Consider the following 24,697-nt stretch of genomic DNA (forward strand, 5'->3'; position numbering starts at 1 on the left):
ACCTTTTAGGAAAATTGCTACTATTATATCTTTTTTTATAAAAAAAGATATTGAGACATAACTAAATCAATCCAACCTAACGATGAACAAGTGAGATAAATGATCTCGACTGCTTGTTGCATCGCTGTTGATTTCCGTGTAAGACTTCGTTTTCCGTCAGCGGCCGATGAGCCTCCTCGTCTACCTACACGAAACCTACGTCCACCCTACCAATGAAAAAATCCGAACGCGTTAAATTCTCAAGCAAGAATCAAACTCATTCGGATCTTCTTTCAATTAAAATAATTTTGTCTCTTCACTTTATTTATCGACACGTACTGTAATACTCATTGACAATGTCTAAAATAGTTGGGTATTCTTCCACCCATGTAAAATTTGTTTTTTCGTTTTCTTTTTTCACTGTTTCTTGTTCTGCACCGATCTTTTCCATTGTTCAATCTCTCCCTTTAACTGTTATATAACATTTATATTAACTAAAATTTGTTTTATAACAACTTTAAAAAGAAAGTTGGACAATGAGTATGAAAAAAAGTTATTGTAGGGATAAAATTTTCACATAATACGTACGAGTCCTTGGTCCATCAAACTCGCAAAAATAAATTCCTTGCCACGTTCCTAGCAGCAGCTGCCCATCGTGAATGATTATATGCTGAGAGGAGCCGACCGTGCTCGCTTTGAGATGCGCAGCTGTATTTCCTTCCATATGAAGATCTAACCTATGTTCCCAAGGATATACTTCATCGAAACGTCGGATCATATCGGTTTTTACATCCGGATCCGCATTTTCATTAATTGTTATACCAGCGGTTGTATGAGGACAGTAAACAACTACAGCCCCCTCTTTTAATCCTTCTGTTCTTATTAATGCTTGTACCTGACTCGTCACGTCAATCATTTCGTCACGCTTATTCGTTTTTAACGTAAATGAATGTAGCATACCATCACCTCTTTTCTTTACCATAACATATCTTTTCTATTCTTCCACATTTTTCGCATAACTCGTTTTTACATCGTAAACACTAAGCTCATTAACACAACAGGCGGTGAGTTTATTTATGCTCGATTCAAAATTTCAGCCCAATGCAGACTATACCGTTCAAACGTTTCTAGATTTGGTGGGTCAAAATACAGATGTTGGTTCCAAAAAATTATGGCTGTCTCCCACAAAATATATATGTATTATTTATCTCCAAGGATTAGTAGACGGAGAAAAACTTGATAATCTTACTCAGCATGTTGTTGAGACAAAAGCAAAAAGTGAAACGCAAACACTCGATGACATCGATTCGTTTATTTCTGTCATTAAAGACAAAGAAGTTTATACATACAAGCAAGCGATCTCGTGTTTTTTTAAAGGTCAGCCCTTGCTGTTCATTAGCGAAAGCACCACGGCATACTCGCTGAATATGTCTATGACCAAACAGCGCTCTTTAAGTGAACCTACAACAGAAAAAGTAGTACGAGGCCCTAAAATTGCTCTTATCGAAAACTTAGATGAAAACCTAGGTCTTTTAAGGCAGCGTTCTACCGAAGAAGAAATGGTTATTGAAGACATTTATATTGGAAATGCAAAGGAACATCGAACAAGCATCATTTTTCATAATAAACACTGTCAAACTCACATTGTGAATCAAGTCCGAGAGAAATTGTTAGACATTCCTTTAGATAACATTCAAGATTCAGGAATGATTGAAGAATTTTTAGAAGAAGCACCTTACTCACCGTTCCCTCAAGTACAAAATACAGAAAGACCAGATCGTGTTCTCGCTGCGGTGAATGAAGGGCGAGTAGCCATTTTAGTAGATGGTTCTCCTTTTGCTCTTTTAGTGCCTACAACTTTCGATATGATTATGAAATCACCCGATGATTATTACGAAAGATGGATAGCGGGTTCATTGCTAAGATTACTAAGGTACTTGTCTATTTTTATTACCCTATTCTTTTCGGCTATTTATATTTCACTCGTTTCATTTAACCAAGGTCTGCTTCCAACGGAGCTAGCTATTACTATTGCGGCCACACGAGAAAACGTTCCTTTTTCTCCTTTTATCGAAGCAGTGGTTATGGAAGTGACGCTTGAATTATTGCGTGAAGCCGGACTGCGTCTCCCTACTCCAGTTGGACAAACAGTTGGACTTGTAGGCGGAGTTGTTATTGGTCAAGCTGCGGTGGAAGCCCATATCGTTAGCTCCGTTATGATTATTGTTGTATCCGTATCGGCAATTGCGTCCTTCACCGTTCCACAGTACGGAATTGGCCTTTCGTTTCGAATTTTGCGTTTCGTATCTATGATGATTGCAGCAATCTTTGGATTATACGGAGTTACCATGTTTTTTCTTGTACTCGTCATTCATCTAACCAAACTCGAAAGTTTTGGTATGGCTTACTTCAAACCGTTTTTTGCGTTAAATAAAAAAGCGTGGAAAGACTCTTATGTTCGTCTTCCAAACAAAAGTCTAAAACAGTCTAAAAATAAATCTCAACAAAACTGACAAAAGGAGGACCATATGGAACAATCACAGTCGCAATCAAGCAAGCTTCTTTCAGACTTTTATGCCATTTCAATTATCTCTTCAACCATGCTGGGCGTCGGTTTATTAACACTGCCGAGCAGCATTACAAACCAGACAAACAATGCAGATGGATGGATTGTACTTATTATGGACGGCCTTTTGTTTATTGGAATTGTTCTTTTTTTAGTCTGGATGGTTAAGTATTTTAAGATTAGCTGTATGTTTGATTTCACGCAAGAAGTAACCGGCAAGCTGATTGGAAATATATTCAACTTTGCTATAGTCGTTTATTTCACATCTGTAGCAAGTTTCGAAGTAAGAGCTATGGCAGAAATGATTCATTTTTATTTACTGGAAACGATGCCCATTGAATTAATTATCCTTTCGTTTATTTTGACAGGCGTCTATTTAATCACTGGCGGTATCAATTCTATCGGAAAAGTAATGGCGCTATGTTTTCCTGTAACGGTCCTCATTCTTCTTATCTTATATCTTCTTAGTATCGGAATGGTGGATTTAAAAAACTTACAGCCTGTTTTAGCCGATGGATTCAGCCCGCTTCTTTCTGCTTTTACAACCGTCTCTGTTTCCTTTTTAGGGATTGAAACCATTGTATTTCTTCCAAAGCATATGAAAAACAAAAATCATTTACGAAAAGTTTCTATCATCGGATTTTCCATTCCTTTACTTTTGTATATTATCACTTACGTATTAGTTGTCGGCGCGTTATCCGTTCCGGAGGTAAAAACAACCGTTTGGCCTACAATTGAATTTGTTCAGACACATGAAGTAAAAGGAATTTTCTTTGAGAGGCTTGAATTATTTCTGCTTATTGTGTGGCTTCTTCAGTTTTTTTTAACCTTTGTAATGTATTTCTTTTTAGCTGTTTCAGGATTTAAAAAGATTTTCAAAAACAGATCAACTACTAATATTATCTTCCTTGTGCCCGTTTTATTTATGAGCTCTTTAGCGCCCAAAACAGCTAGCGACGTGTCGAATTATTCAACTGTTCTAGGATGGGCATTTTTAGTGACATTTTTAGTTATCCCTCTTTTCTTCAGCATGTTAATGAAAATAAAAAAGGTTGTGTTCAAATGACGAAAAAATGTCTTCCTGTCATAATGACCATTTTTTTATTGTGCGGCTGTACAAATCATCGAAACATTGAACAACTTGCTCTTGTTATAGGAGTGGCAATGGACATTACATCAAAAATCGAACCGAGAACAGGAAAAAATCAGCTGGTGCTGACTCATCAAACGTTAACCGAAACGGAATCCGGAAATATGTCTTCTTCCATTCCATACAAAAACATTACAACTGCTGGTCCTACCATTCATGAAATCACGCGAAATATTTCGCTGAAATCTGATCCTATATACAGCCAGCATCAGCGAGCGCTTTTAATAGGAGAAAAAGCGAGCAAAACGATCCCTCTTGATGCGCTTATTAATCAATTCGTTCGTGATAACGAGATACGGCGCAGCAGCCTTGCGTTTGTTACAAAAGGCGATGCTAAAAACGTTTTAACAATTCAAGGAATGTCTGTGCCGCCAGTCAACTTAATTTACGAGCTTGTTTACAATAAATTCAAAACGAATAAAATTCTAAACCCCCTAACAATGGGAGAGCTATCGGCTAAGTTAAAAACAGATCAAAGCTTTTTAATACAGCGGCTTTCTAAAATTAAAAATAGCGTTGAAATAGACGGTGCGGCAATCATAAAAAATAAAAAAGCAAAATTCATCTTAACTCAGCACCAAGTAGAGGATTTAACATGGTTAACGGGGAATATTAAAGGCGGAATTATTTACGGCAAACACGGGCCATATCCCTTTTCCTATGAAATTGGAGATGTTCAGCAAGATGTGAAGGCCCGTATTGATTCAAATCACTCCGTTCATTTTGACATCAACGTTCAAACAAGCGGCAGGCTATCAGAAGATTGGGAGACTTCAAAACAGGCTCTTGCCGCCTCTAATGTAAAGAACACCGAGAAAAAAATAGAAAAAATTATTCGAAAAGACGCAGAAAAAACACTTCGCTTATTACAAAATAATTACAAAGCGGATGTGATTGACCTGCATAATTACGTACGAATTCATCATCCTCATTTTTGGAAAAAACATCAGCATGAATGGGATGAAATATTTAGCCAGTCGACCATCGACTATCATGTCCATGTTCAAATTAAAGATTTTGGGACACAGGGCAGAGATTAGCTCTTATTACTCAACGCCAGCTTCAGTCAGCTCTTTTTTCTTTAATTCCATAATCGTGAACTTATCGGTATAGTTTTTGCTGACGAACAGCTGGCGTTCATTGTCGTTATTAAAATAAAACTTTTTATCATCTTGATATTGAAAATTCACTTTTTTCTTTTTCATTTGTTTAATAAACGTTAAGTAGTCATTTGAATGAATGAGATACCTCTTGGGCTTATCGGATATTTGAACAACATCTTCACCTGAAGACTTTAATTTCACAATACTCCATGCAATGGGAAGCGGATTACCTTCTTGAAAGATCGTTTTGTGAAAAATAAGCACAAAGAAAGCAGCTGTAACAATTGAAATAAGCACAAGCTGTTTTTTCACCGTATATCACCCTTTCTTCACGTCGTTACTACGTTAAGTAATACGACAGGCGTATGAAAAAACCTGTTCATCCGCAAAGGTTGTGTAAAGAAATAATGCAAAATCAACAAAATATAACAGTTTGGTTACCTTTTGATTAAATAACATTACTTCTTTACAAATTTAGCTAATCACATGATAGACTAAATTCAACATATTAAGTCAGGACTAAACTAAGTGAGGTGTTGCGTATGACCACAATGCGGCTTCAATCATACTTAACAACAATGTTTCCAAATGTTCAAATGAAAAGACCTCTTTTTTATAACGCGCCCGCAGGTATCCGTTTTACGCTTACCAATCAAAAAGGCGTGTGGGAACGAGAATACATGAAAAATGTGTACGCACGCGCTTACGAAATTTTTGAGACACTCCATGAAAAAAATGATGAGCTGTTACTTGTTTTCAAAGCGAATGCTGCACAGGATGATTTACTGTTAAAAAAGAAAAAAGAAACAGCTATTAAAAAATTCATTCGCTCTCGCCTGAAGAAACAAGAAGTTCAATCCGTAGCATTATTAAATAACGCTGAATATATTATTGCCTGTAAAACAAATGATGTGAAAGAAAAGCTTCTTTTGCAATCGATTGCTAACCGAGATCTTCATATTCATCCGGCTATTGAAGAAGAGTGTTACATTGTGAATTTGAATAAAGAAACCATCTTCCACTTATACGACGAGCGCGGACTGGACATTGTATCAAACAATCAGTCTTCTCTTCAACTTCTTCAGCAAAAGTTTCACGACTGGATTCTAGATATTGATGCAGCTTGTTCAAAAAAAGTACAATAAAAAAGCAATCATTCAGTAAAGGAATGATTGCTTTTTTATTAGGCTTGATGGACAGGAGACGCTTTTTTTAAAAACAGCCAGTTGATAAGAAAGAATAAGAAGCTTGTGATAACCATTGTTCCGAATGTAAGTAACAACGACCCGTTCGAAAAGCTTTTTATAAAATGAATAACCGGTTCTTTTGTCACTGGAATGGTAAATAGTAAAATTAAAACAGCACCGGTGATCATCCCTCCTGTTTGCCCGAATTTGTAAACGATGCTGCCGAGCAAACATGCTGCTGCTGTAATAAAAAAGATAAATACAGCGTCCGTTAAAAAGTGAATAGCGACAGTAGGGTCATGAAAGATAAAGTCACTCGCATAATAAAGCTGAACATTCATTAAATTCAAACTATTAATCACTTTTATTGAAATGCTCATGATGACAACATTGATAAGGGACATTACAGTTGCAAATAAAGCAAAAACACAGGTCATCGTTAAAAGATATGCTTTACGGGTAGCTCCTAACTTTAAGCAAAAGGAGAAACTTTTTCGAATGATAATAAAACTTACAATACCTGAAAAGATGTACTGCGGCATACTTGTTACTAATAGAAGATGCTCATTCACCTGACTGAACACTAAAATATCTACTACAACAAAAGCTAAGAGAATCGTCCAAAAGCGAATCATTAAATACTTTAGTTCAACGTAGAGCGAATAACTAATGGCGGCAAACTGTCCTTTCATTACGCTACACCTCCACGGTTTGCTGTAAGATAAATCATAATATCCTGTATGTGAACAGCTTCTACATGAAATGAACTGTCTATAAGCTCCTCAGCATAAATATCTTCGTTAAAGAGCACTATTTTTTTCTCTCCTCCGAATACTTGTTCATGGATTACTTGCTTTCCTTTTTCATATTCTTCAATTTGACTTTTAGGTCCTTTCACACTTACACAGCGCTGCTGCAAATTTTCTGCCGTATCCTGAAGAATCAGCTTTCCTTTTTGCATAATAAGTACTTCTTCAAATAAATTACTTACCTCATCAATTAAATGCGTTGAGATAATGAACGTACGTGGATATTCTTCATATTCATCCAATAAAAGCTCATAAAAACGCGCTCGCATCGCAGCATCAAGTCCAATATAAGGTTCATCAAAGATTGTGATGCTCGTTCGAGAAGATAGCCCAACAATAATTCCTAATGCTGATTCCATACCTTTAGATAATGCTTTCACTTTCATATTACCATCTAAATCGAACTCTTCCATCAGCCTCTCAGCAGCTTCTTGGCTCCAATAAGGATAAAAAAGTGACGCAATTTTTAGCACGTCTTTGACTTTTAATGTTTTTTTGAAATTTCCGCTTTCGTTAATTAAGCAGATATTTTGCAAAACAGAGCGGTTTTCAAATGGAGATTGATTTCCTACTTTTACCTCTCCTGTCGTAACTGGAATATGCCCGGCTACAATTTGCATCAGAGTCGTTTTGCCCGCTCCGTTTCTACCTAGCAACCCGTATATTTTATTTTGTGCTAGCGTAAGTGAAATGTCTTTTAACACTTGTTTAGATCCATAGCATTTATTTAATAGCTGCGCTTCTATATTCATTTTATTTCCCCCTTGTCTAACAGCTCTTTTAACTCGTTTACCGTAATTCCCAAATGCTGTGCTTCTTTTTTCATGGGAATGATAAAACGGTTATAAAATTCTTCTTTTCTTTGTGTAAGCAATACTTCTTTGGCGCCCGCACATACAAACATCCCTATCCCTCTCTTTTTATACAATATTCCGTGGTCAACTAGCTGATTAATTCCTTTAGCTGCTGTTGCAGGGTTAATGCGATACATTTTGGCAAATTCATTCGTAGACGGTACTCTTTCTTCTTCTGGAAAAGCATCATTCAAAATATTTTCTTCGATGGTTTCTTTGATTTGTTGAAAAATTGGTCGCTGATGATCTAATGATTGTTTCATTTTGACTACCTCACTTAAGTGGTTCATTACTCATGTAACTAACTATATAACTAACTGGTTATTTTTTCAAGTGTTATTTCCAAAAAAAAAGAAAAAAGTCCGTCAGTTAGTTACTGGCGGACTTTTTCATTTGACTGTTTAACCACTTGACCGTTCTTTTTACTAGCTCATCCTGCTGTTCTTTAGGGGAAATACTGGCTTTGTTGTCGCCTTTTTGTTTCCCGTACATTCCAAACTGTGCGTGATTAGCTCCTTTTACTTGAACCAGCTCCGTATTTTTTGAAAGTAAATGCTTGGTTTCTTTAATTTTTTCAGGCGTCGACAAACCATCTTTTCCACCGGTTAAAGACAAAATAGGATAAGTGGAAGTTGAAAAATTATTTTTATTCATCGGATACGATGCTAAAAGAACTAAGCCTTTTATTGAGTTTTGATGATCATACGCATAAGAGGCTGCACTCACTCCTCCAAGGGAATGCCCTCCGATAAACCATGCGGAAATCTTCGGATAGCTCTTCACAATATCCGTCGCTTTGTTTTGACTAAAAAAACTCATATTAAACGGAGAATCTACAACAGCAACAAGATATCCTTCATTTGCAATTTGCTGAGCATAATAGCCATATGCTAACGGTTCTACTTTAGCACCTTGATAAATAATATAGCCGGCTTTTATCTCTTTGTTCGTTTGAGGCTTGAATACGTAATAATTGTCTTTCTTCACTACTTTTTTCTCATCTACTAGTGAGTGAAGCTGCTTTGAAGGTTCATAATCAAAACCTGACCATATAACAAAAAAAGCCACGGTTACCGCCACAAGAACGGCAAGACCGACTCCTACTATTTTTAACGTTTTTTTCATGTCACTCCCTCTTTCTGTTTTTTACTATGTACTCTTTTTATATCTTTTAGACATTTTACAAGTTTGTTTTAAAGATATACAAGAAAAAAGAGAGGTTCGATATGCCCAAAGCAGGATGCAGCAGAAGTGACATAAACCATTCCATATACTCGAAACAAAAAGAGAAAATTAAAAAGGCTGCTGCATGTAATAACGGGACAGCCTCATTAGCAGACAACCTTCACTAATGAATATCTCGTTTCTTAAACCTCCCTCCTCTAACTTCAGCAATAGCTGCTACAGCAAAAAAAGCAGATGGATCTATCTCATCGATAATCGCTTTTAGCTTTGCTTCTTCAAGCCTGGTAATCACACAAAAAATGACTTTTTTATCATCTCCCGTATATGCCCCTTCCCCATTTAAATACGTGACGCCTCTCCCTAAACGAGCAAGAATTGCTTCGCCAATTTGTTCATATTGTTCGCTGATAATCCAAGCTGACTTAGACTCATCTAACCCTTGAATCACAATATCAATCGTTTTAAAAGCAATGAAGTAAGCCATTAAAGAATACATAGCGCGATCCCAGCCAAATACAAAACCGGCACTTCCCAAAATAAATAAATTAAAAAACATAATCGTCTCACCTACGGAGAAAGGCGTACGCTTATTAAATAAAATAGCTAATATCTCGGTGCCATCTAGCGAACCTCCGTACCGAATAACAATTCCTACTCCCACACCGAGAACAATTCCGCCAAACACAGTGGCTAAAAGAGGGTCACCTGTTAAGACCGGCAAGTCGTGAAAAATAGAGGTAGCAATGGATAGAATGATAACACCTAAAAGCGTAGATAGCGCAAATGTTTTTCCAATTTGCTTGTATCCAATAAAGAAGAATGGAAGATTTAATACGAAGATATAAAAGCCGATTTGAACATCCGTTAAATGGGATAAAATAATAGATATACCTACAATTCCACCGTCAATAACCTCATTAGGGACAAGAAAAAATTCTAGCCCGACGGCCATTAAAAGGGCTCCCACTAAAATAAACAGCATGCGCTTTACAATCATTTTAGCTGATAGCGAACGATGAACAACCTTTTTTATTTCATGATTCGTTTGCAGCACATAACTTCCCCTCCTTTTGTAATAGAGACATCAACTACTAACCAAACCCTTATTTTAATATTATCACAAAATTCAAACTATTTACCTGGCCTTTTACAAAAATTTCATCTAATGAAATAAATTGTGCATATATTGGATAAAATTGTAGATGATAACAAGTGAATAAATGCCCGAGTACGTTCAAAAGTGAATGAATGCCCACCACTTTTCATACGGGACTAACAGGACAAACTTAGATTAAAAGGAGAGTAAAACGTTATGAACCGTGTAAAGATTATTGCTGCTTCTTTACTCGCAGTTTTATTGCTAGCTTTTTCAGATAATTTCACTTCTGCAGCTGTGCAGGAGGCGATGATACGAGTTGTGCATGCATCACCTGATGCACCTGAAGTAGATATATATGTGGACAATCAAAGCATCGTAGTCGGCGCATCGTTTAAAGATGTGACAGATTACCTTAAAGTACCTGCGGGGTCTCATAAAATAGAGGTATATGCCATAGGTACAAAAGGAAAAGAAAAACCTGTCATTTCCACTAATGTAACCGTCGAAGCAAACAAGGCCTATACTCTTGCTGCTATTAACCAAGTTGCACACTTGGAATTAAAAGTAGCTCAAGATGATATGAACGTAGCTAAAGGAAAGAGTAAAATTCGAATTGCTCACTTTTCTCCAGATGCTCCCGCTGTTAATGTAGGTATTAATCACGGCCCTACTTTGTTTAAAGACACTGCTTTTAAACAAATAACAAATTATTCTGAAGTAGATGCCGGAACCTATGATCTAACCATTGCAACTAGTCAAGACAATAAAAAAGTACTGGACATTCCAAACCTTAATTTAGAAGCTAACACGGTCTACACGGTGCTCGCTATTAACAAAGCCGACAGTCTTGAAACGCTTTTATTAAAAGATAATACGGCTATGCCTTCCGAAATGCCAAAAACAGGTATGGGCGGTGCTTCACAGGATAATTATAATTCAATTGTGCCAGTTCTTACTTTATTAGGAATTGGAGCAGTCGCTATATTTGTTGTTCGTCGTCACAGAGGATACGAAAGCGAATGAAATGGATAGGAGGGGTTTTCACCTTTTCTTTGATACTATTCATGAGCACCTGGTTTGCCCAATCAGCAATTGCAAACGGCTCGACGGATTTTGTTGTGAAGATGGCTGAAACAAAATCAGCTCAATCCTTGCAATCTTCAGGAACTGCTTCTACGCCTCTTCCATCTCAGCTTATTATTCCGAAGCTTCATATTAAGGCTTTTATAAAAGGAATGGGCCTTACTAACCAAGGTGAAATGAGCGTTCCTGATAATGGTCATGATGTAGCTTGGTTTAAGCTTGGAGCAAGACCTGGAGAGGAAGGAAATGCGGTCATTGCAGGACATGTTGATGATCAAAAAGGACCCGCTATCTTCTATCATCTCGACAAGCTCACAAAAGGAGACGAAATTTTTGTAACCGATCAGCAAGGGGATCAGCTGACCTTCGTTGTTACGAATAAAGCTTCTTATCCCCGAGATTCTGCTCCTATCAGAGAGATTTTTGGTCCAACTTTTCAACACCAGCTTAATTTAATCACCTGTACAGGAACGTTTGATCATAAACAGAAAACTCATGAGCGCAGGCTCGTTATTTATACAAGCCTCCGTCCGGAAAAAACAGCCGATGTTTCTCACTAAACATCGGCGTTTATTACTTTTAATTACATACTGGTTCGTTTTATTTAAATATTTACACAGCCTTAATATGAACACAACATCTCACTAGTAAACTAATGCACGACCCCTCAATAAAAAGGAGTTTTGATATGAGACGAAAATGGTGGTTTGTAAGCTCACTCACTCTTTGTTTATGCGGCATTTTTATGTTTATACATACGCAGGCAGCTTCTACTCAAGCAGAAAACGTAGCCATTATTGCTCATCGAGGCGCATCAGGATACGAGCCAGAGCATACGATGCAATCTTATCTCGCGGCCGTCCAGCAAAAAGCGGATTACATTGAACTTGATCTTCACATGTCTAAAGATCAGCAGCTTGTAGCAATTCATGACTACAAAGTTGATCGAACGACAAATGAAACAGGATATGTAAAACAGTATACAGTGAAGCAGCTTCAGCGTTTGAACGCAGGAAAAGGTAATAAAAAAGCCGTCATTCCAACTTTAGAAGAAATATTCCGTACGTTTGGCAATCGAACAAACTATTATATTGAAACAAAATCTCCTCATGAATATCTAGGTATGGAAAAGGAATTGTTGACGTTGATGGCTAAGTACAACATTCATACCAATCACGTCATTGTACAATCATTTAGTCCTGAAAGCTTAAAAACCGTCCATCGATACCGACCTACGATGAAACTAATTCAACTGATTCGTTCTAAGCAAACCAATATGTTAACAGATCAGCAGTTCAGACAAATCAAAAAGTACGCGAACGGGATTGGTCCTAATGCAAACACGCTGACAAAGTCATATGTACAAAAAGCTCGCTCATATGATTTAGACGTTCATCCTTATACAGTAAATGATGAAAAGCAAATGAGAATGCTTATCGAGTGGGGCGTAACCGGCATGTTTACTAATTACCCGGATCGTCTTTATAACGTACTTCATAATAAATAAACACTTGCCGCGGCAAGTGTTTATTCTTTATACATCTCTTCTATTCGCTCTCCACAAATACAGGCTAATTAATACTATGGCATAAAGCAAAGCCCAGCCAAACACCAAAAATTTGTTTAATCCTTCGTTAATAAATTGAATGATTGCAGATACGGGCGGCAATACATACAGCAGCAGTCCCCCTCCTTGATACGGAAATGAAACGCCTGCCGCTGCAAGCGTAACGATTAAAATAAATAGAGGTCCAAACCACGATAAGCTGCCTTCTCTTACAACATCTCTTGTGAAAACAAGGCCTATGCTCATACCAAGCAAACTAAACGTCCAGTGAATAATAAACCCAAACACCATTTGCTTAGTGGATATATCCACTTCAAACATATCAAGCAGCACGGGATAAGCAATGGAAACCGCTGATAAAAACGTAAACAGCAGCATACAGCTAATAAGCTTGCTTATAAAGTACTTGTTCTTTTTCCCTACATGAAGTTTTGTAATAACTTCTTGACTGGAATCTTCCGCGTGAAACAGCGACATTGTAAACCAAGTGGTTAGAAAAAAGAGGAAAAGCGCCGTATTAAAAAAGCTATCAAGCACCGGGTTCGGTCTATATGTATAGTTCATACACAGCGAAATAATATAAAGTGCAAGCGGCGGAATATATCGATACGATTTAATATATGTAATAAAATGATAGCGAATCAATGCACCCATCTTAAATTTCTTCCCTTTCCATATGATATAACTTTACAACTTCACCTTGAACAGCAAGTAATTCTGCAAGAAACTCGTTTACATATTTTTTATCTATATAAAAAATCCAGTAGTTTCCGTGCTGTTCAATTTTCGTGCACTTTTCTTTTAATAAACGAAGTGGCTTATTAAGAATGACATTTGCTTCAATAACCGTTAAATGCTCAATGAGTTGAACGCGCTCATTTTTTAAAATGCGCTGTGAGCCAATGGTGATAACACGATCCGCTACAGCATGAATGAGCCTTTCTTCATGACACGTAAATACAATGGTCATCCCTCGTTCTTTGAGCTTTGTAAAAATTCGTTCTACTTCTAGCTGAGCACGAGCATCTAATCCTGATAGAGGTTCATCAAGCAATAGCAGCTTAGAAGAACTCAGCAGCGCTTGCATCATGTTGACTTTTTGCTTCATTCCTTTTGAAAAAGAAATGATCTCTTCATGTCTAAACTCTACCATTTCGAAAGTTTCGAGCAGCTCTTCAATTCGAGAGGTGCGCTTTTTCTTAGACAATCCTTGAATTCGTCCCATGTGCTGTAAATAACCTGCTAGCGTAAAACGCAGCTCCTGAGGAAATTGTTCCACCACAAATCCAGGCGTACCGGTTTCTTTATGAAGGTTAATTGTCCCTTTAGTCGGTTTCGATAATCCGCCAATTAGCTTTAAAAACGTACTTTTTCCCGCACCGTTTTTTCCAACAATCGCGACAGTCTCTCCTTTATAAAGGGTCGTATGAATGTTTTCTAATACGGTATGTTTTTTGTATACTTTTGCAACATTTTTTAATTCAATCAGTTTTTCCATCTGCTGCCTCGCCTCTCCATAATCCTATATGTTAAATCATAGCATATTTATGGGGAATGTGCTTCCATCTCTATACGTTTCAGCTAAATTTTCCCGTATAAAAAAGCCTTTAATCTGGTCAAAGGCTTCTTATAGACAATACCATATGCTCTTCATCGATAAATTCACCATCTACTTGAAGAGCTCTTTTTTCATACGCATAAGAAGTAAAACCGAGGCTTTTGTATAGGGCTTTTGCTCCTTCATTTTTAGCAGCAACGGCCAGGTAGATTTGCAATACCTCGGTTTGGGAAAAAGCTTGTTCAACAGCGGTTTTTAACAGCTTCTTTCCAAGACCTTTCCCCCTTGCTTCAGGGGCTACGTACATCCCCCAAATATCTCCTTTATGCTGAACTTTTAAAGGCTTTTGCTGCTGAAACCCCACGATCCCCACAAGCTGTTTTTCCATAAAAGCTCCTACTACAAATTCTGATTGGCTGCTTGGAAAATAATTTCGGATATCAGCAATTTCTTTTTCATATTCTTCTTCATAACTTAAAATAAAACTTTCGGGATGATCTTTTAAAGCACGAAGACGGAGTTCAAAGTACACGTCAGCGTCTTCTTTTACCAACAATCGTATATTCATTTTTTCACCTTAGTTTCTTATGTTTTAATTAGCTATTAAGGGCTGTACACGCTAAATACTTCATTCCACCGATACAGCTCATAATAATTTCCCGGTAGGTCTAAGCCTGAAATAAGTACCTTATCATTTTTCGTATCTTTTACGCGTGTTAAAAGATTTGCTTGTTTTCGATTTGTACGAATCCACATCGTTTGATTCGTTGCTTTATGATAAACAGGCGCATAATCTCCTAATCCTTTTTGTGGAAATGTGAACTGACTTTGCTTATTGGTCTTTACGTTCATGCTATACAAAAAAGGCAGTGGCCTCTTTTTTTCATCATTCGACCACCCTGCTTCGGGCACACGTGAAATGATGATGTTATCTTTTTCTGCCCAAGTAAAATCCCAATCTGCGAAGCCTTTTGGAGTAAACACATGTTCTTTAAAAACCGGCATCTCTTTTAAAGTAAACTTTTTATTTTCAGTGGCAAACCTTCCTTCTCCATTAATGAATGCCAGTACTTGCTCTTCATTGCTCCACTTAAACCAATTAGGCACATTAAGCATATCTCCCACTACTTGAAAAGCTTTTCCTTCTTTTGTAATGATGCACAGCTTATTTGCATCTGCAGACATTGAAGCCGTTGGAATAGCGATAAAACTAATCCATTGCCCGTTAGGAGACCATTTAAAGCTGCTTGTTGTATACGCAAAAAACGAATCATTTTCTGCTGGGAGCGTCGTAAAAGCCTCCACTTTTTTTACGTCTAACCCTGCATATTTGCTCACTGTATATAGCTTTACCGGTCCCCATCCCGTGGGCGCCAGCGCAGCAGCTGACGTAATTAAAAATCGATCTCCTTCTGGAAACCATGAAAATTGATCAACTCCTACGGCTACACGCTTCTTTTCGTGCGTTTTAACGTTGTAATATACTAAGATTCCATTCGAAATATACGCAAGTTCCTCAGCAACCGGTGACCATTGATAATGAGTCACATCATGTTCAACCAGTAGCGGTTTTCCTTTTAACGGTGCAATCATTAAAGAATCATTTTCTGCATAAGCAACTATATCTCCATGTGATGACCATTGAGGCATAGAGGCATGATGGGCATAGGATAACTGCCTTTCGGTACCGTTATCATATACCCATAGGTTTCCTTGCCGTATAAAACTGACCTTCACTGTATTGGCAGCATTTATTTGCATAGGGAACAACATAAGAAAAAGCAGACATAACGCTATTTTTTTCACCATGTTCACTCCTGTCTTTTTTTATAGCGTTACACAAATCTCCTCATCTCATCACATTTTTGAAAAAATAAAAAAGCGCAGCGAATAGCTGCGCTTTTTGTATATTATGATTTTGACTTAGATTTTGGTGATGGCTTTGTTTTAGCTTGTGCTGCATTATTAGCCGCATCTTTTTCTTTTAATAAATTCATACGTTTTTTCAAGTAGTAACCTTGTCCAATTCCGAATAAGTTACCGATTACCCAGTACAATGCAAGAGCAGATGGAAGTGAAATTCCCGCTACTAAGATGAAGATTGGCATAATGTTCATCATCATTTTCATTGGAGGTTGAATTTCATCCGTCATACTTACACGAATTTGTAAGAATGTCGTAATCGCTGCAACTACCGGTAAAATAAAGAAAGGATCTGGTTTTCCTAAACTAAACCATAAGAATGAATGCTGCGCAATTTCATGCGTTCTTGCAATGGCATTATAAAATGCGATAATAATAGGCATTTGAATAAAGATTGGCAAACATCCGCCAACCGGATTAATTTTATGCGTTTGGTAAAGCTGCATCATTTCTTTTTGCTGCTTTTGCTGTGTTTCTGGATCTTTTTTACCAGCATATTTCTTTTGAATCTTTTCCATTTCTGGACGAAGTGCTTGCATAGCCATGGTGCTCTTTTGCTGTTTTAAAATAAGCGGCAATAGAACTAAACGAATGATAACCGTCGCAATGATAATAGAAAGACCATAGCTTCCGCCTGCCCATTCAGCAATTTTCGTTAATGCCATAGATAAAGGGTAAACAAAATAATGATCCCAGAACCCGCCGCTTGTTGCGGTTACGGGTGTTTTTGTGCTGCTACAGCCGGCTAGAGCTAAAAGAAGCGCTCCCATTAAACCAAGCAATAATAATTTTTTATTTCTTTTCATATTCTTTCCTCCTAATAATGACTAAATGTATGAAGTGTTTTTCAGAAGGAAAGGATCTTCTTCATCATTATTCTTCTCTTTAACTGGTGTTTTTCTATACACATGTATAAATACATTTCGTCTTTTCCATATTGTTAATACTGAAGGATCAATCCCTGCATTCACATGGTCGGTGACAGGTTCCGCATGAAAAGCCGTAAACCTAGCTTCACGAAGCATATAATAACAAAGGATATATAAAACGAAAGCAGATAAATACGGCGCATATAGAAAAAGATCGTGATAAAATTCCATGTGCCAGCTCTCTTTCTGACTATAATAGTACAATCCAATATATGTAGTGTAGCATTTACGTTCCTGTTACACAACATCAACTTATCTCTTTAACTGTCCTACGTATTACTTTTTAAAAAGTTTCATATTTAAGACACAAAATTTGCTCACCATAAAATATGATGAGCAAATCTAATACCATTCTCTATTCTCGTATGCTTACCGCTGGTTCTCAGTCTTCTTTTAGTTTCATGAACCACGTAACACCAAATGCAACACCTACAGAAATAATCATGCCAATAATATAGTGAATTAAATTGCTCATACCAAGCGGTGCAGCAATGGCCATCATTGGAATGCCTGTGAGTCCGTAGGCGTTGGCTACTACGTGCATAAGTACCACGTAGCCTCCCCCGGCTGCTCCGCCTATAGCCGCAGCAATAAATGGCTTGCGAAGTCGTAAGTTGACGCCGAAAATAATCGGTTCTGTAATTCCTAAGAAGGAAGAAATAGCCGCTGGAATCGCAATTTTTTTCGTTTTGGCATTTTTCGTTTTAAAATAAACAGCCAGCCCTGCTCCTCCTTGCGCCACATTCGCACATGCCCAAATAGGAAGTAAGAAGTTAACGCCAATCTTCGGATTAGCAAGCAGTCCTGCTTCAATAGCATGAAAACTATGCTGCAAGCCTGTTAATACAATGGTTGAATATAAGCCACCAAACAAAATTCCTGCAAACACTCCGGCTACATCGTATAGAGACTGAAGGCTAATCGAAATTAAATCTCCAATATAGCGGCCGAAAGGACCAATAAACACAAGTGACACAAAGCCCGTGATAATAACAGTTAAAAAAGGCGTAACAAGTAAATCAACCGAATTCGGCACAATTTTCCGCAGTCCCTTTTCAATTTTACTCATCACATAAATAGCTAATAAAATTGGAACGACCGTACCTTGATAGCCAATCAGCGGAATACTTAAGCCAAACAAATCCATATATTCTGGCTTAGCATCTGCTAATGTCCATGGATTTAATAACATCGGATGCGTCAAAATCCCTCCGATAACCGCTCCAAGATAAGGGTTTGAACCAAATTCTTTTGCAGCTGAAAACCCGATTAAAATCGGTAAAATGATAAATGCTGCGCCTGAGAACATGTCCAATAAGACAAATAACGCACTATCTTCTGAGACCCAGTGGAACGCTTTCATCATCCCGAGCAATCCCATTAATAAACCGCTTGCTACAATGGCTGGAATAATCGGAACAAAAATATTTGAAAGCATGCGAGCAAAGCGAGCAAATGGGTTCATCTTCTTCTTCATTTCTTCTTGGTGATCTACTGGGGCAGCAGCCTCTTCAGCGCCTAATTCTTTAACAAAAGCAGCGTGAATTTTATTAACGAGACCGGTTCCAAAAATGATTTGAAACTGTCCTGAATTTGAAAAAGCCCCTTTTACATCTTCTATTTCATCCAAACCTTTTTGATCGATTTTGCTTTCATCTCGAATAACGAGGCGCAAACGCGTAGCACAGTGCTGCGCACTAGCAATATTTTCTTTTCCTCCTAAAAGCGGAACAAGTTTTTTAGCAATTTCTTTTACATCCATCTTACTTCCTCCTTTTTGTATGTCATAAAAAAAGCAAGACCTAAAATACACTTATAAAAGACATAGTTGTCCTTCATGCGCATTCTAGGTCTTGCCTGCTTTACCAGTCACAATCCCGATTATTCAATTAATACGCTTTCATTGTACTCAAAGCAGCAATATCCGTCAATGCTTTTTTCTACATTCTTTGCTCTATTCGGCAAATGTGAAGCGTGATGTAGCCTAACTCCGCTTCTGGAAAATTAATTTCGTACTCATCTTTGACAAATTGTTTTATCGTTTCAGCACATTGATACGATTTTTTATATTTGACTTTTAATACGTCGAGCATCTCTTCATCCATCTCATGAAAAGGTTCATTTTGCGCTAAACGATTTAACGCAAAGCGCAAGTGAGTCAGCAGACGCTGATAGGACATACTGTTTTCATCAATCTCCATATTCAGCTCTTTTTTTATAATCGTAACCATTTCATTAATAATCGTTGTATGCATCATGAGCTGCTGCATTCCCGGTGAATTCAGTTTCGCCGTATGAATATGAAGCGCAATATATCCCGCTTCATCAATCGGCATCGTGATGTCTAGCCTCTTTTTGATATGCTGAAGAGCCCACACTCCTATTGCATACTCAGGCTGATAGAGAGATTTAATTTCATTAAGCAATTTATTTTGGATGGAAATTCCACGGGCTATCCTTTCGACAGCAAAGGATAAATGATCGCTCAAAGCAATATGCACATGATGGCTTAGCGTAGCAGAAAGCTGCTGCTCCGCATACGAAATGATTTCTTCCGCCACTTGAATATGCTCTTCAGGAAGGTTTGTTAATAGTTCTTGAAACTTTTCCTGTTCTTCTTTCATGACAAAGACTTTCTCCACTTTCGCAGCATTAATAAGATCATTTTTACCTTTTTGAAAAGCGATGCCGGGACCCATCGCAATCTTTTCAACTCCGCCTTCCTTAAAGACAACGGCGTTGTTATTTAACACTTTTAAAATCTTCAAATGCGCTCTCCTTTCTTAAAGGAAAAGGCCTTGCTTATTACTTCATCGTTACTTTTGCACAAGCCGTTTCGCCTTTTTGAACCGTCCCTTGAGCCAAAATCTCGAAACTTTCACTTGCATCACTATTTGTAATAACAATTGGTGTGATAATGCTTTTCGCTTTTTCTTGAATAAGCGCTAAATCAAATGTGATAAGAGGTGTTCCTACACTTACTTTGTCACCTTGTGCCACGTGAGCTTCGAATCCTTCGCCTTCCATTGCAACTGTTTCAAGGCCGATATGTATTAATACTTCTGTACCGGCTTCTGTTTTTAAGCCTACCGCGTGTTTTGTATGGAAAAGCTGAACGACTTCCCCAGCAACAGGTGAAACAACTTGTCCTTCTGAAGGTTCGATTGCAAAACCGTCTCCCATCATCTTCTGTGCGAACACTGGATCTGGCACTTCGCTGATTGGCAGGATATTACCTGAAAGCGGAGCTAGAACGGTTGTTTCTTTTGATTTTGTCTTATTACCAAATAATTTTTTAAACATCTCAATCACCCTTTTTTAGATTGTACTTGTAGCATACCCCAATGATTCTGCAGAAAAACTTCCCCTGTCCCGTGTTACGTTAACATGGTCATTATTTAACCATGCTTTTTTTGTCTTGTAAATAAAAATATATGAGCGTTTTCATAAGAAGTGCGTTCTCTATGTCGCACTTCATGTAAACCTTTATACATCTTCTGAAGGGTGGATATTGAATTTTAAACCTAAAAAAGAGGTTGAGACATAAACAAATGAATCCAATCTAAAGATGAACAACTAGTATACATGAGCCGAACCGCTTTTGACACCGCAGTTGATTTCCGTGCAAGACTTCGCTTTCCGCGGGCGGATGCTGAGCCTCCTCGTCGCATACGCTCCTGTGGGGTCTCACCTATTCCGCTTTTCCCGCAGGAGTCTTCGGCTTGCCCTCCAATCAACTGCTAGAAAGACTTACAAACATGAAATCTACGTTCACCGTAACAAAAAAAACGAACCACTAATCAAATATCTTGATCAGTAGTTCGTTTTTCACTTCATCAAATCCTTTTGTCCCAGCCTTTTGAGATTAGAACGTTGACGCAACTTCTTTTGCTTTTTCAGATGCTTTTGCTAGAATATTGTCTGCTTCTGCTGGTGTGTAAGCCATGCCTTCTGCAACAACCAGTTGGAAATCTTGGACCCCAATGAAGCCCATCACTGTACGTAAATAGCTTTGAGTAAATTCTAGCTCTGCTGCAGGGCCTTCTGAATAAACGCCTCCACGAGCTTCTAGTAACACTACTTTTTTATCTGAAGCTAATCCTACTGGACCATTTTCAGTATATTTAAACGTTTTTCCTGCAATTAAAATGTTATCAATATATGCTTTCATTAGTGGAGGGAAGCTTAAGTTCCACATTGGAGCTGAGAAAATAACTTTGTCAGCTTGTAAAAACTGCTCTACTAATTCACCCATACGCGTTACTTTTTCTAATTCAACAGCTGATAATTCTTCACCAGCTCCAGCTTTTCCCCATGCTGCTAAAACATCTCCATCAATGAACGGAACTGTTTCTTTATACAGATCAAGCGTTGTCACTGTATCAGTAGGATTTGCTGTTTTATACTCATCTAAGAAAACCTGTGCTAAACGAGTTGAAAATGATGCTTCATCAACCTGCGGATTTACTTTTACATATAATACATTTGCCATAAATGTCATCTCCTAAAAAGTGTCTATTATTATTAATTCGAGATATTACTAAATAAATTATCTTTAATTCGAGATTTATTATATAACGTCATTTTTTATGCGTCAACCTTTTCCCACAAAAAAAACTCCGCAAGCGGAGTTTTATATACATTGAAATTCTCGAATTTGATTTACATCTACCCCAGCATACACCCAGAAAAATCCTGTCCAGCGATATCCTGCAACTGAGCGTCTGCCTACAAAGGTTGGGTAAAACCAGTAAGGTCGACCATTTCTCGGCCATATATAGGTATATCGGTATAAGCATCCTGAAATAGCGCCTGGGTCAACAGCATAAAGTGATGGACCTCCTGAACCTAGCTTTGGTGCAGGTGTAAAAGCTGGCGGTGGACTTGAAGGCGGCTGCGCTCCTCCCTGCGGCGGAAACCCTTGGCCCCCTCCTCCAGGTGGCGGCGGTGGAAATCCTTGACCTCCTCCTCCAGGTGGAAACGATGGAAACCCTTGGCCTCCTCCAGGTGGAAACAAATTTTGAAAACGTGGATCGTATTGATATGGATACATACGCACTCCCCCTTTATAATGCTTGCTACGTTACAATATGCATCATAATGAAGATAGGTGAATGTCTACTTTTACCTTCTATAGACTAATTGAACGATGTTAAACTTGGTAAACTTAAAGGGGAGTCTTATCGGAGGAAATAATAAATCCAACACGGAAACTACTTGCGTGTTGGATCTGCTTGCGGAAAATATTTTTCAATAAAATTATACAGCCAAAATACGGTAATCAAAATAGGAGCTATCACAAAAGGATGTTGAATCCACATTTTTACCAGTACCTTTTCAAATGACGGAATCGATTTTAACACTTGAAATAACGAGCTTCCGCTAAAAATAACGCTCGTTCCTATTAATAAAAAAGATAGCCAGTTAAATTGATCCATCCACATGCTCATAGAGATATAAAAACTAACACCCGTTCCTATGCCCCCCATTATTCCACTTAAAATACTTTTTACCGAAAAAGGAATCCCCACAAACCATCCGGCTCCTAGTCCTGCACATCCTGCTAAAATGCTAGAAAAAAGCAGCGGCTGCTCAAGCCAGAGACATGCATTCACTCCAACCACTAAGGTGACATGTATCCCTACGTGAAGGGAAATTCTTTTGCCAACAGGCTCTGAAACATAATGATAGTAGCGCCCGCTATAAAAAATTGTCCACCATAATAATAAAAATGCTGTCACACTTGCCCCTATAATCATAAACACACCTCTCTACGTTATGATTCTATTAATCTCTATCTATTATTTTCTTAATATCCTGTGTCTCTTATTCGGTAATTCATCCATATACCTTCCATACGTTCGTTCATCAGCAAGAAAGTAGAATATAACTATATTCTTGTCTCAACTGTTTACTTAGGATAGTGAAGTTGAATGTCTGCATGTAGAAAAAGATAGTGTAGAACACTTTCTCTTATCTTTACTATTATTCATATGTATAGCTTGCTAGATTTAGTCCTCGCAGTTTAGAATTTTTCAGTCGTTCATATGAAACTATTTGCCTTTTCTTTCGTTATATATATACACGTTTCTTTATCTTTTCACGTGCAAAAAAAGATAAATTCCTATAATATGTTTTCATATTAACCTTTAAGGAGATAAAGAAGATGAATTGAATAAGTCCCTCCAAATAGAGTTTTTAGAAAAAAGAAATTGTTATCATTTCTCCTATTTATGTTATAGAATAATTCATGTATAATAAAAGGCTGTATGGTAACGCAGCTTGCGACATATCTTTTCTTACTTTTAGCAAGTCTATATTCAAAGCAAAAACTGCAAAGTGGGGTTAGTGCGACTCTTCATTAATCGACTTTGCATTAAAAACCAGCATTTTTCTTTTATCATAAAGAAAGAATGAGATTTAATAGTGACAGGTGAATAATATGGGTGAAAATCAAAGAAATGTTAGTAGATTTGACTGGAACTTGGCTTTCCTAATCTTCCTATTGTTTTGCGTAAGCGTTGTGGCAATCCATAGTGCTGAAAAAATTGGGCAGTATGATAAGAACTTCGTAGCGCAACAAGTTGTTTTTTATATAATCGGAATGGTGATTATAGGGTTTGTCATGCGTTTTGACTCCGATCAGCTTCAAAAGCTAACGTGGGTTTTTTATGGATTTGGGAACTTTTTATTACTTCTTTTACTAGTGGCTCCGTCAAGCATTGCCAGAGAAATTAACGGGGCAAAAAGTTGGTTCACACTTCCCGGCTTTTCGTTACAGCCATCAGAGTTTATGAAAGTGTTTTTGATTATCACACTGAGTACGGTCATTGTGAAACACAATGAAAAATATCGTATCCGGACAGTAAGAGAAGACTTTTTACTGCTTGGTAAACTGGGTGCTGTACTTGCTTTACCTTTATTATTAATCATGCAGCAGCCTGACTTAGGTACCGCTCTTGTGTTCTTAGCAATCACGGTTGGACTTGTATTTGTTTCAGGCGTAAGCTGGAAAATCATCGCGCCTGCATTTTTAGGTATTACTGCGGTTGGTTCTGTCATTTTGGGACTTGTTGTTTATGCACCTAGCCTATTAGAAAAGTATCTAGGGGTTAAGCAATACCAATTTGGACGTATTTATTCTTGGCTTGATCCTGAGTCGTATAGTTCTGGAGAGGGTTATCATTTAAAGAAATCGTTAGATGCAATTGGATCAGGAATGGTAAACGGTAAAGGAATCGGTAATGGAGTTGTCTATTTGCCAGAGGGACAGACCGACTTTATTTTTGCCGTTATCGGAGAAGAGTTTGGCTTTATCGGCGCCAGCATTGTTATTAGTCTTTTCTTCGTACTAGTTTATTACTTGATCAAGCTAGGCCTTGAAACAAAAAATGAATTCAATTCTTACTTATGTGTAGGCGTTATTTCAATGCTTACGTTCCACGTATTTCAAAATATCGGTATGACCATTCAAGTCTTGCCTATCACCGGAATTCCACTTCCTTTTATTTCATATGGAGGTAGTTCACTGATGGGGAACATGTTTGCAATGGGTCTGATGTTTGGAATCTCATGGCACCACAAACGCTATATGTTTGGAAATGATTAAAGAGAGACGATGGTCTCTCTTTTTTCTTTTATCTCCCTATTAAGCATGCTACAATAAAGAAAACGCTTCCAAATCCTGTTTTAAAAGGAGTAGATA

28 protein-coding genes are annotated in these 24,697 nt (G+C 37.7%); 8 read left to right on the top strand and 20 right to left on the bottom strand.

The features are described from left to right. Nucleotides 1–304: 304 nt before the first annotated feature. Nucleotides 305–430 carry a hypothetical protein gene (locus tag LJC66_RS27865; protein ID WP_016765283.1) on the bottom strand — a complete coding sequence of 42 codons (126 nt, stop codon included), beginning with the start codon at nucleotides 428–430 and terminating at the stop codon, nucleotides 305–307. A gap of 102 nt (nucleotides 431–532) precedes the next feature. Beyond that, complete coding sequence (locus tag LJC66_RS20290) at nucleotides 533–937, bottom strand: secondary thiamine-phosphate synthase enzyme YjbQ (RefSeq protein ID WP_050688335.1); 405 nt, start codon at nucleotides 935–937, stop codon at nucleotides 533–535. A 118-nt stretch (nucleotides 938–1,055) separates the two neighbouring features. Between LJC66_RS20290 and LJC66_RS20295 the strand changes: the two genes are divergently transcribed. Genes LJC66_RS20295 through LJC66_RS20305 form a run of 3 tightly spaced genes read left to right on the top strand, consistent with a single transcriptional unit; the run spans nucleotide 1,056 to nucleotide 4,735 of the window. Beyond that, nucleotides 1,056–2,492, top strand: coding sequence for a spore germination protein (locus LJC66_RS20295; protein WP_050688336.1), 1,437 nt, complete (start codon nucleotides 1,056–1,058; stop codon nucleotides 2,490–2,492). Nucleotides 2,493–2,507: 15 nt separating this feature from the next. Beyond that, nucleotides 2,508–3,611, top strand: a complete 1,104-nt coding sequence (locus tag LJC66_RS20300; RefSeq protein ID WP_050688337.1) for a GerAB/ArcD/ProY family transporter — start codon at nucleotides 2,508–2,510, stop codon at nucleotides 3,609–3,611. Beyond that, the gene (locus LJC66_RS20305; protein WP_195696071.1) at nucleotides 3,608–4,735 is read left to right on the top strand and encodes a Ger(x)C family spore germination protein; all 1,128 of its coding nucleotides are present in this window, start codon (nucleotides 3,608–3,610) and stop codon (nucleotides 4,733–4,735) included. Before LJC66_RS20300 ends, LJC66_RS20305 begins: the two co-directional genes overlap by 4 nt. Before the next feature lie 6 nt (nucleotides 4,736–4,741). Here LJC66_RS20305 and LJC66_RS20310 read toward each other — a convergent pair whose 3' ends face one another. Further along, the gene (locus LJC66_RS20310) at nucleotides 4,742–5,110 is read right to left on the bottom strand and encodes a hypothetical protein (protein WP_050688339.1); all 369 of its coding nucleotides are present in this window, start codon (nucleotides 5,108–5,110) and stop codon (nucleotides 4,742–4,744) included. A 230-nt stretch (nucleotides 5,111–5,340) separates the two neighbouring features. Here LJC66_RS20310 and LJC66_RS20315 point away from each other — a divergent pair, with 230 nt between their 5' ends. Then, entirely contained in the window at nucleotides 5,341–5,943 is a 603-nt protein-coding gene (locus LJC66_RS20315) for a DUF3885 domain-containing protein (protein ID WP_013058688.1), read from the top strand. Between the two features lie 38 nt (nucleotides 5,944–5,981). On the opposite strand, the gene LJC66_RS20320 is transcribed toward LJC66_RS20315, so the two are convergent. The 5 genes from LJC66_RS20320 to LJC66_RS20340 all read right to left on the bottom strand — a co-directional run bounded on the left by LJC66_RS20320 (nucleotide 5,982) and on the right by LJC66_RS20340 (nucleotide 9,887). Then, on the bottom strand, nucleotides 5,982–6,677 hold the full coding sequence (locus LJC66_RS20320) for a hypothetical protein (protein ID WP_230933443.1): 696 nt from the start codon (nucleotides 6,675–6,677) through the stop codon (nucleotides 5,982–5,984). Continuing rightward, on the bottom strand, nucleotides 6,677–7,546 hold the full coding sequence (locus tag LJC66_RS20325) for an ABC transporter ATP-binding protein (protein ID WP_230933444.1): 870 nt from the start codon (nucleotides 7,544–7,546) through the stop codon (nucleotides 6,677–6,679). Before LJC66_RS20325 ends, LJC66_RS20320 begins: the two co-directional genes overlap by 1 nt. Beyond that, a complete protein-coding gene (locus LJC66_RS20330; RefSeq protein ID WP_195696069.1) occupies nucleotides 7,543–7,911 on the bottom strand; it encodes a GntR family transcriptional regulator in 369 nt (122 codons plus the stop codon). The genes LJC66_RS20325 and LJC66_RS20330 overlap by 4 nt, the downstream gene beginning before the upstream one ends. A gap of 106 nt (nucleotides 7,912–8,017) precedes the next feature. Then, the gene (locus LJC66_RS20335; protein WP_230933445.1) at nucleotides 8,018–8,773 is read right to left on the bottom strand and encodes an alpha/beta hydrolase; all 756 of its coding nucleotides are present in this window, start codon (nucleotides 8,771–8,773) and stop codon (nucleotides 8,018–8,020) included. A gap of 223 nt (nucleotides 8,774–8,996) precedes the next feature. Further along, entirely contained in the window at nucleotides 8,997–9,887 is an 891-nt protein-coding gene (locus tag LJC66_RS20340; RefSeq protein WP_013058693.1) for a YitT family protein, read from the bottom strand. 258 nt (nucleotides 9,888–10,145) lie between these two features. On the opposite strand from LJC66_RS20340, the gene LJC66_RS20345 reads away from it, so the two are divergent. From LJC66_RS20345 to LJC66_RS20355, 3 genes are all read left to right on the top strand, one after another. Beyond that, nucleotides 10,146–10,955, top strand: coding sequence for a DUF4397 domain-containing protein (locus LJC66_RS20345; RefSeq protein WP_050688342.1), 810 nt, complete (start codon nucleotides 10,146–10,148; stop codon nucleotides 10,953–10,955). Then, the gene (locus LJC66_RS20350) at nucleotides 10,952–11,575 is read left to right on the top strand and encodes a class F sortase (protein WP_230933446.1); all 624 of its coding nucleotides are present in this window, start codon (nucleotides 10,952–10,954) and stop codon (nucleotides 11,573–11,575) included. The genes LJC66_RS20345 and LJC66_RS20350 overlap by 4 nt, the downstream gene beginning before the upstream one ends. Before the next feature lie 128 nt (nucleotides 11,576–11,703). Beyond that, nucleotides 11,704–12,522 (top strand): glycerophosphodiester phosphodiesterase family protein, encoded by an 819-nt coding sequence (locus tag LJC66_RS20355; RefSeq protein ID WP_195696065.1) that lies wholly within the window; start codon nucleotides 11,704–11,706, stop codon nucleotides 12,520–12,522. A 27-nt stretch (nucleotides 12,523–12,549) separates the two neighbouring features. Here the strand turns inward: LJC66_RS20355 and LJC66_RS20360 are convergent, their stop codons facing one another. The 12 genes from LJC66_RS20360 to LJC66_RS20415 form a co-directional block, all read right to left on the bottom strand. After that, nucleotides 12,550–13,236 carry an ABC transporter permease gene (locus LJC66_RS20360; RefSeq protein WP_195696064.1) on the bottom strand — a complete coding sequence of 229 codons (687 nt, stop codon included), beginning with the start codon at nucleotides 13,234–13,236 and terminating at the stop codon, nucleotides 12,550–12,552. A gap of 1 nt (nucleotide 13,237) precedes the next feature. Continuing rightward, nucleotides 13,238–14,080: an ATP-binding cassette domain-containing protein gene (locus tag LJC66_RS20365; RefSeq protein ID WP_195696063.1), complete on the bottom strand. Its 843-nt coding sequence runs from the start codon at nucleotides 14,078–14,080 to the stop codon at nucleotides 13,238–13,240. Nucleotides 14,081–14,198: 118 nt separating this feature from the next. Beyond that, on the bottom strand, nucleotides 14,199–14,708 hold the full coding sequence (locus LJC66_RS20370; RefSeq protein WP_195696062.1) for a GNAT family N-acetyltransferase: 510 nt from the start codon (nucleotides 14,706–14,708) through the stop codon (nucleotides 14,199–14,201). Nucleotides 14,709–14,743: 35 nt separating this feature from the next. Next, on the bottom strand, nucleotides 14,744–15,949 hold the full coding sequence (locus tag LJC66_RS20375) for a TolB family protein (protein ID WP_195696061.1): 1,206 nt from the start codon (nucleotides 15,947–15,949) through the stop codon (nucleotides 14,744–14,746). A gap of 101 nt (nucleotides 15,950–16,050) precedes the next feature. Continuing rightward, on the bottom strand, nucleotides 16,051–16,869 hold the full coding sequence (gene yidC, locus LJC66_RS20380) for a membrane protein insertase YidC (protein ID WP_195696060.1): 819 nt from the start codon (nucleotides 16,867–16,869) through the stop codon (nucleotides 16,051–16,053). A 505-nt stretch (nucleotides 16,870–17,374) separates the two neighbouring features. Continuing rightward, entirely contained in the window at nucleotides 17,375–18,754 is a 1,380-nt protein-coding gene (locus LJC66_RS20385; RefSeq protein WP_028415103.1) for a sucrose-specific PTS transporter subunit IIBC, read from the bottom strand. A 178-nt stretch (nucleotides 18,755–18,932) separates the two neighbouring features. After that, complete coding sequence (locus LJC66_RS20390; protein WP_195696059.1) at nucleotides 18,933–19,760, bottom strand: PRD domain-containing protein; 828 nt, start codon at nucleotides 19,758–19,760, stop codon at nucleotides 18,933–18,935. Nucleotides 19,761–19,797: 37 nt separating this feature from the next. After that, on the bottom strand, nucleotides 19,798–20,295 hold the full coding sequence (locus tag LJC66_RS20395; protein ID WP_013084668.1) for a PTS sugar transporter subunit IIA: 498 nt from the start codon (nucleotides 20,293–20,295) through the stop codon (nucleotides 19,798–19,800). A gap of 221 nt (nucleotides 20,296–20,516) precedes the next feature. Then, nucleotides 20,517–20,729, bottom strand: coding sequence for a hypothetical protein (locus tag LJC66_RS20400; protein ID WP_195696058.1), 213 nt, complete (start codon nucleotides 20,727–20,729; stop codon nucleotides 20,517–20,519). A gap of 128 nt (nucleotides 20,730–20,857) precedes the next feature. After that, nucleotides 20,858–21,484 carry an FMN-dependent NADH-azoreductase gene (locus tag LJC66_RS20405; RefSeq protein WP_014458563.1) on the bottom strand — a complete coding sequence of 209 codons (627 nt, stop codon included), beginning with the start codon at nucleotides 21,482–21,484 and terminating at the stop codon, nucleotides 20,858–20,860. Nucleotides 21,485–21,625: 141 nt separating this feature from the next. After that, nucleotides 21,626–22,045, bottom strand: a complete 420-nt coding sequence (locus LJC66_RS20410; RefSeq protein WP_230933447.1) for a transporter — start codon at nucleotides 22,043–22,045, stop codon at nucleotides 21,626–21,628. 160 nt (nucleotides 22,046–22,205) lie between these two features. Beyond that, on the bottom strand, nucleotides 22,206–22,751 hold the full coding sequence (locus tag LJC66_RS20415; RefSeq protein WP_195696056.1) for a hypothetical protein: 546 nt from the start codon (nucleotides 22,749–22,751) through the stop codon (nucleotides 22,206–22,208). Between the two features lie 683 nt (nucleotides 22,752–23,434). Here LJC66_RS20415 and LJC66_RS20420 point away from each other — a divergent pair. Beyond that, on the top strand, nucleotides 23,435–24,601 hold the full coding sequence (locus tag LJC66_RS20420) for an FtsW/RodA/SpoVE family cell cycle protein (RefSeq protein WP_013084672.1): 1,167 nt from the start codon (nucleotides 23,435–23,437) through the stop codon (nucleotides 24,599–24,601). Nucleotides 24,602–24,697: the final 96 nt, after the last annotated feature.

Source organism: Priestia sp. TSO9 (assembly GCF_021029645.1).
GTDB classification, from domain to species: domain Bacteria; phylum Bacillota; class Bacilli; order Bacillales; family Bacillaceae_H; genus Priestia; species Priestia megaterium_E.

Bases quoted from the DNA above. Each gene is read 5' to 3' on its own strand.
- LJC66_RS27865 (WP_016765283.1), bottom strand. From the start codon at position 430: ATGGAAAAGATCGGTGCAGAACAAGAAACAGTGAAAAAAGAAAACGAA.
- LJC66_RS20290 (WP_050688335.1), bottom strand. From the start codon at position 937: ATGCTACATTCATTTACGTTAAAAACGAATAAGCGTGACGAAATGATT.
- LJC66_RS20295 (WP_050688336.1), top strand. From the start codon at position 1,056: ATGCTCGATTCAAAATTTCAGCCCAATGCAGACTATACCGTTCAAACG.
- LJC66_RS20300 (WP_050688337.1), top strand. From the start codon at position 2,508: ATGGAACAATCACAGTCGCAATCAAGCAAGCTTCTTTCAGACTTTTAT.
- LJC66_RS20305 (WP_195696071.1), top strand. From the start codon at position 3,608: ATGACGAAAAAATGTCTTCCTGTCATAATGACCATTTTTTTATTGTGC.
- LJC66_RS20315 (WP_013058688.1), top strand. From the start codon at position 5,341: ATGACCACAATGCGGCTTCAATCATACTTAACAACAATGTTTCCAAAT.
- LJC66_RS20320 (WP_230933443.1), bottom strand. From the start codon at position 6,677: ATGAAAGGACAGTTTGCCGCCATTAGTTATTCGCTCTACGTTGAACTA.
- LJC66_RS20325 (WP_230933444.1), bottom strand. From the start codon at position 7,546: ATGAATATAGAAGCGCAGCTATTAAATAAATGCTATGGATCTAAACAA.
- LJC66_RS20330 (WP_195696069.1), bottom strand. From the start codon at position 7,911: ATGAAACAATCATTAGATCATCAGCGACCAATTTTTCAACAAATCAAA.
- LJC66_RS20335 (WP_230933445.1), bottom strand. From the start codon at position 8,773: ATGAAAAAAACGTTAAAAATAGTAGGAGTCGGTCTTGCCGTTCTTGTG.
- LJC66_RS20345 (WP_050688342.1), top strand. From the start codon at position 10,146: ATGAACCGTGTAAAGATTATTGCTGCTTCTTTACTCGCAGTTTTATTG.
- LJC66_RS20350 (WP_230933446.1), top strand. From the start codon at position 10,952: ATGAAATGGATAGGAGGGGTTTTCACCTTTTCTTTGATACTATTCATG.
- LJC66_RS20355 (WP_195696065.1), top strand. From the start codon at position 11,704: ATGAGACGAAAATGGTGGTTTGTAAGCTCACTCACTCTTTGTTTATGC.
- LJC66_RS20360 (WP_195696064.1), bottom strand. From the start codon at position 13,236: ATGGGTGCATTGATTCGCTATCATTTTATTACATATATTAAATCGTAT.
- LJC66_RS20365 (WP_195696063.1), bottom strand. From the start codon at position 14,080: ATGGAAAAACTGATTGAATTAAAAAATGTTGCAAAAGTATACAAAAAA.
- LJC66_RS20370 (WP_195696062.1), bottom strand. From the start codon at position 14,708: ATGAATATACGATTGTTGGTAAAAGAAGACGCTGACGTGTACTTTGAA.
- LJC66_RS20375 (WP_195696061.1), bottom strand. From the start codon at position 15,949: ATGGTGAAAAAAATAGCGTTATGTCTGCTTTTTCTTATGTTGTTCCCT.
- yidC (WP_195696060.1), bottom strand. From the start codon at position 16,869: ATGAAAAGAAATAAAAAATTATTATTGCTTGGTTTAATGGGAGCGCTT.
- LJC66_RS20385 (WP_028415103.1), bottom strand. From the start codon at position 18,754: ATGGATGTAAAAGAAATTGCTAAAAAACTTGTTCCGCTTTTAGGAGGA.
- LJC66_RS20395 (WP_013084668.1), bottom strand. From the start codon at position 20,295: ATGTTTAAAAAATTATTTGGTAATAAGACAAAATCAAAAGAAACAACC.
- LJC66_RS20405 (WP_014458563.1), bottom strand. From the start codon at position 21,484: ATGGCAAATGTATTATATGTAAAAGTAAATCCGCAGGTTGATGAAGCA.
- LJC66_RS20410 (WP_230933447.1), bottom strand. From the start codon at position 22,045: ATGTATCCATATCAATACGATCCACGTTTTCAAAATTTGTTTCCACCT.
- LJC66_RS20415 (WP_195696056.1), bottom strand. From the start codon at position 22,751: ATGATTATAGGGGCAAGTGTGACAGCATTTTTATTATTATGGTGGACA.
- LJC66_RS20420 (WP_013084672.1), top strand. From the start codon at position 23,435: ATGGGTGAAAATCAAAGAAATGTTAGTAGATTTGACTGGAACTTGGCT.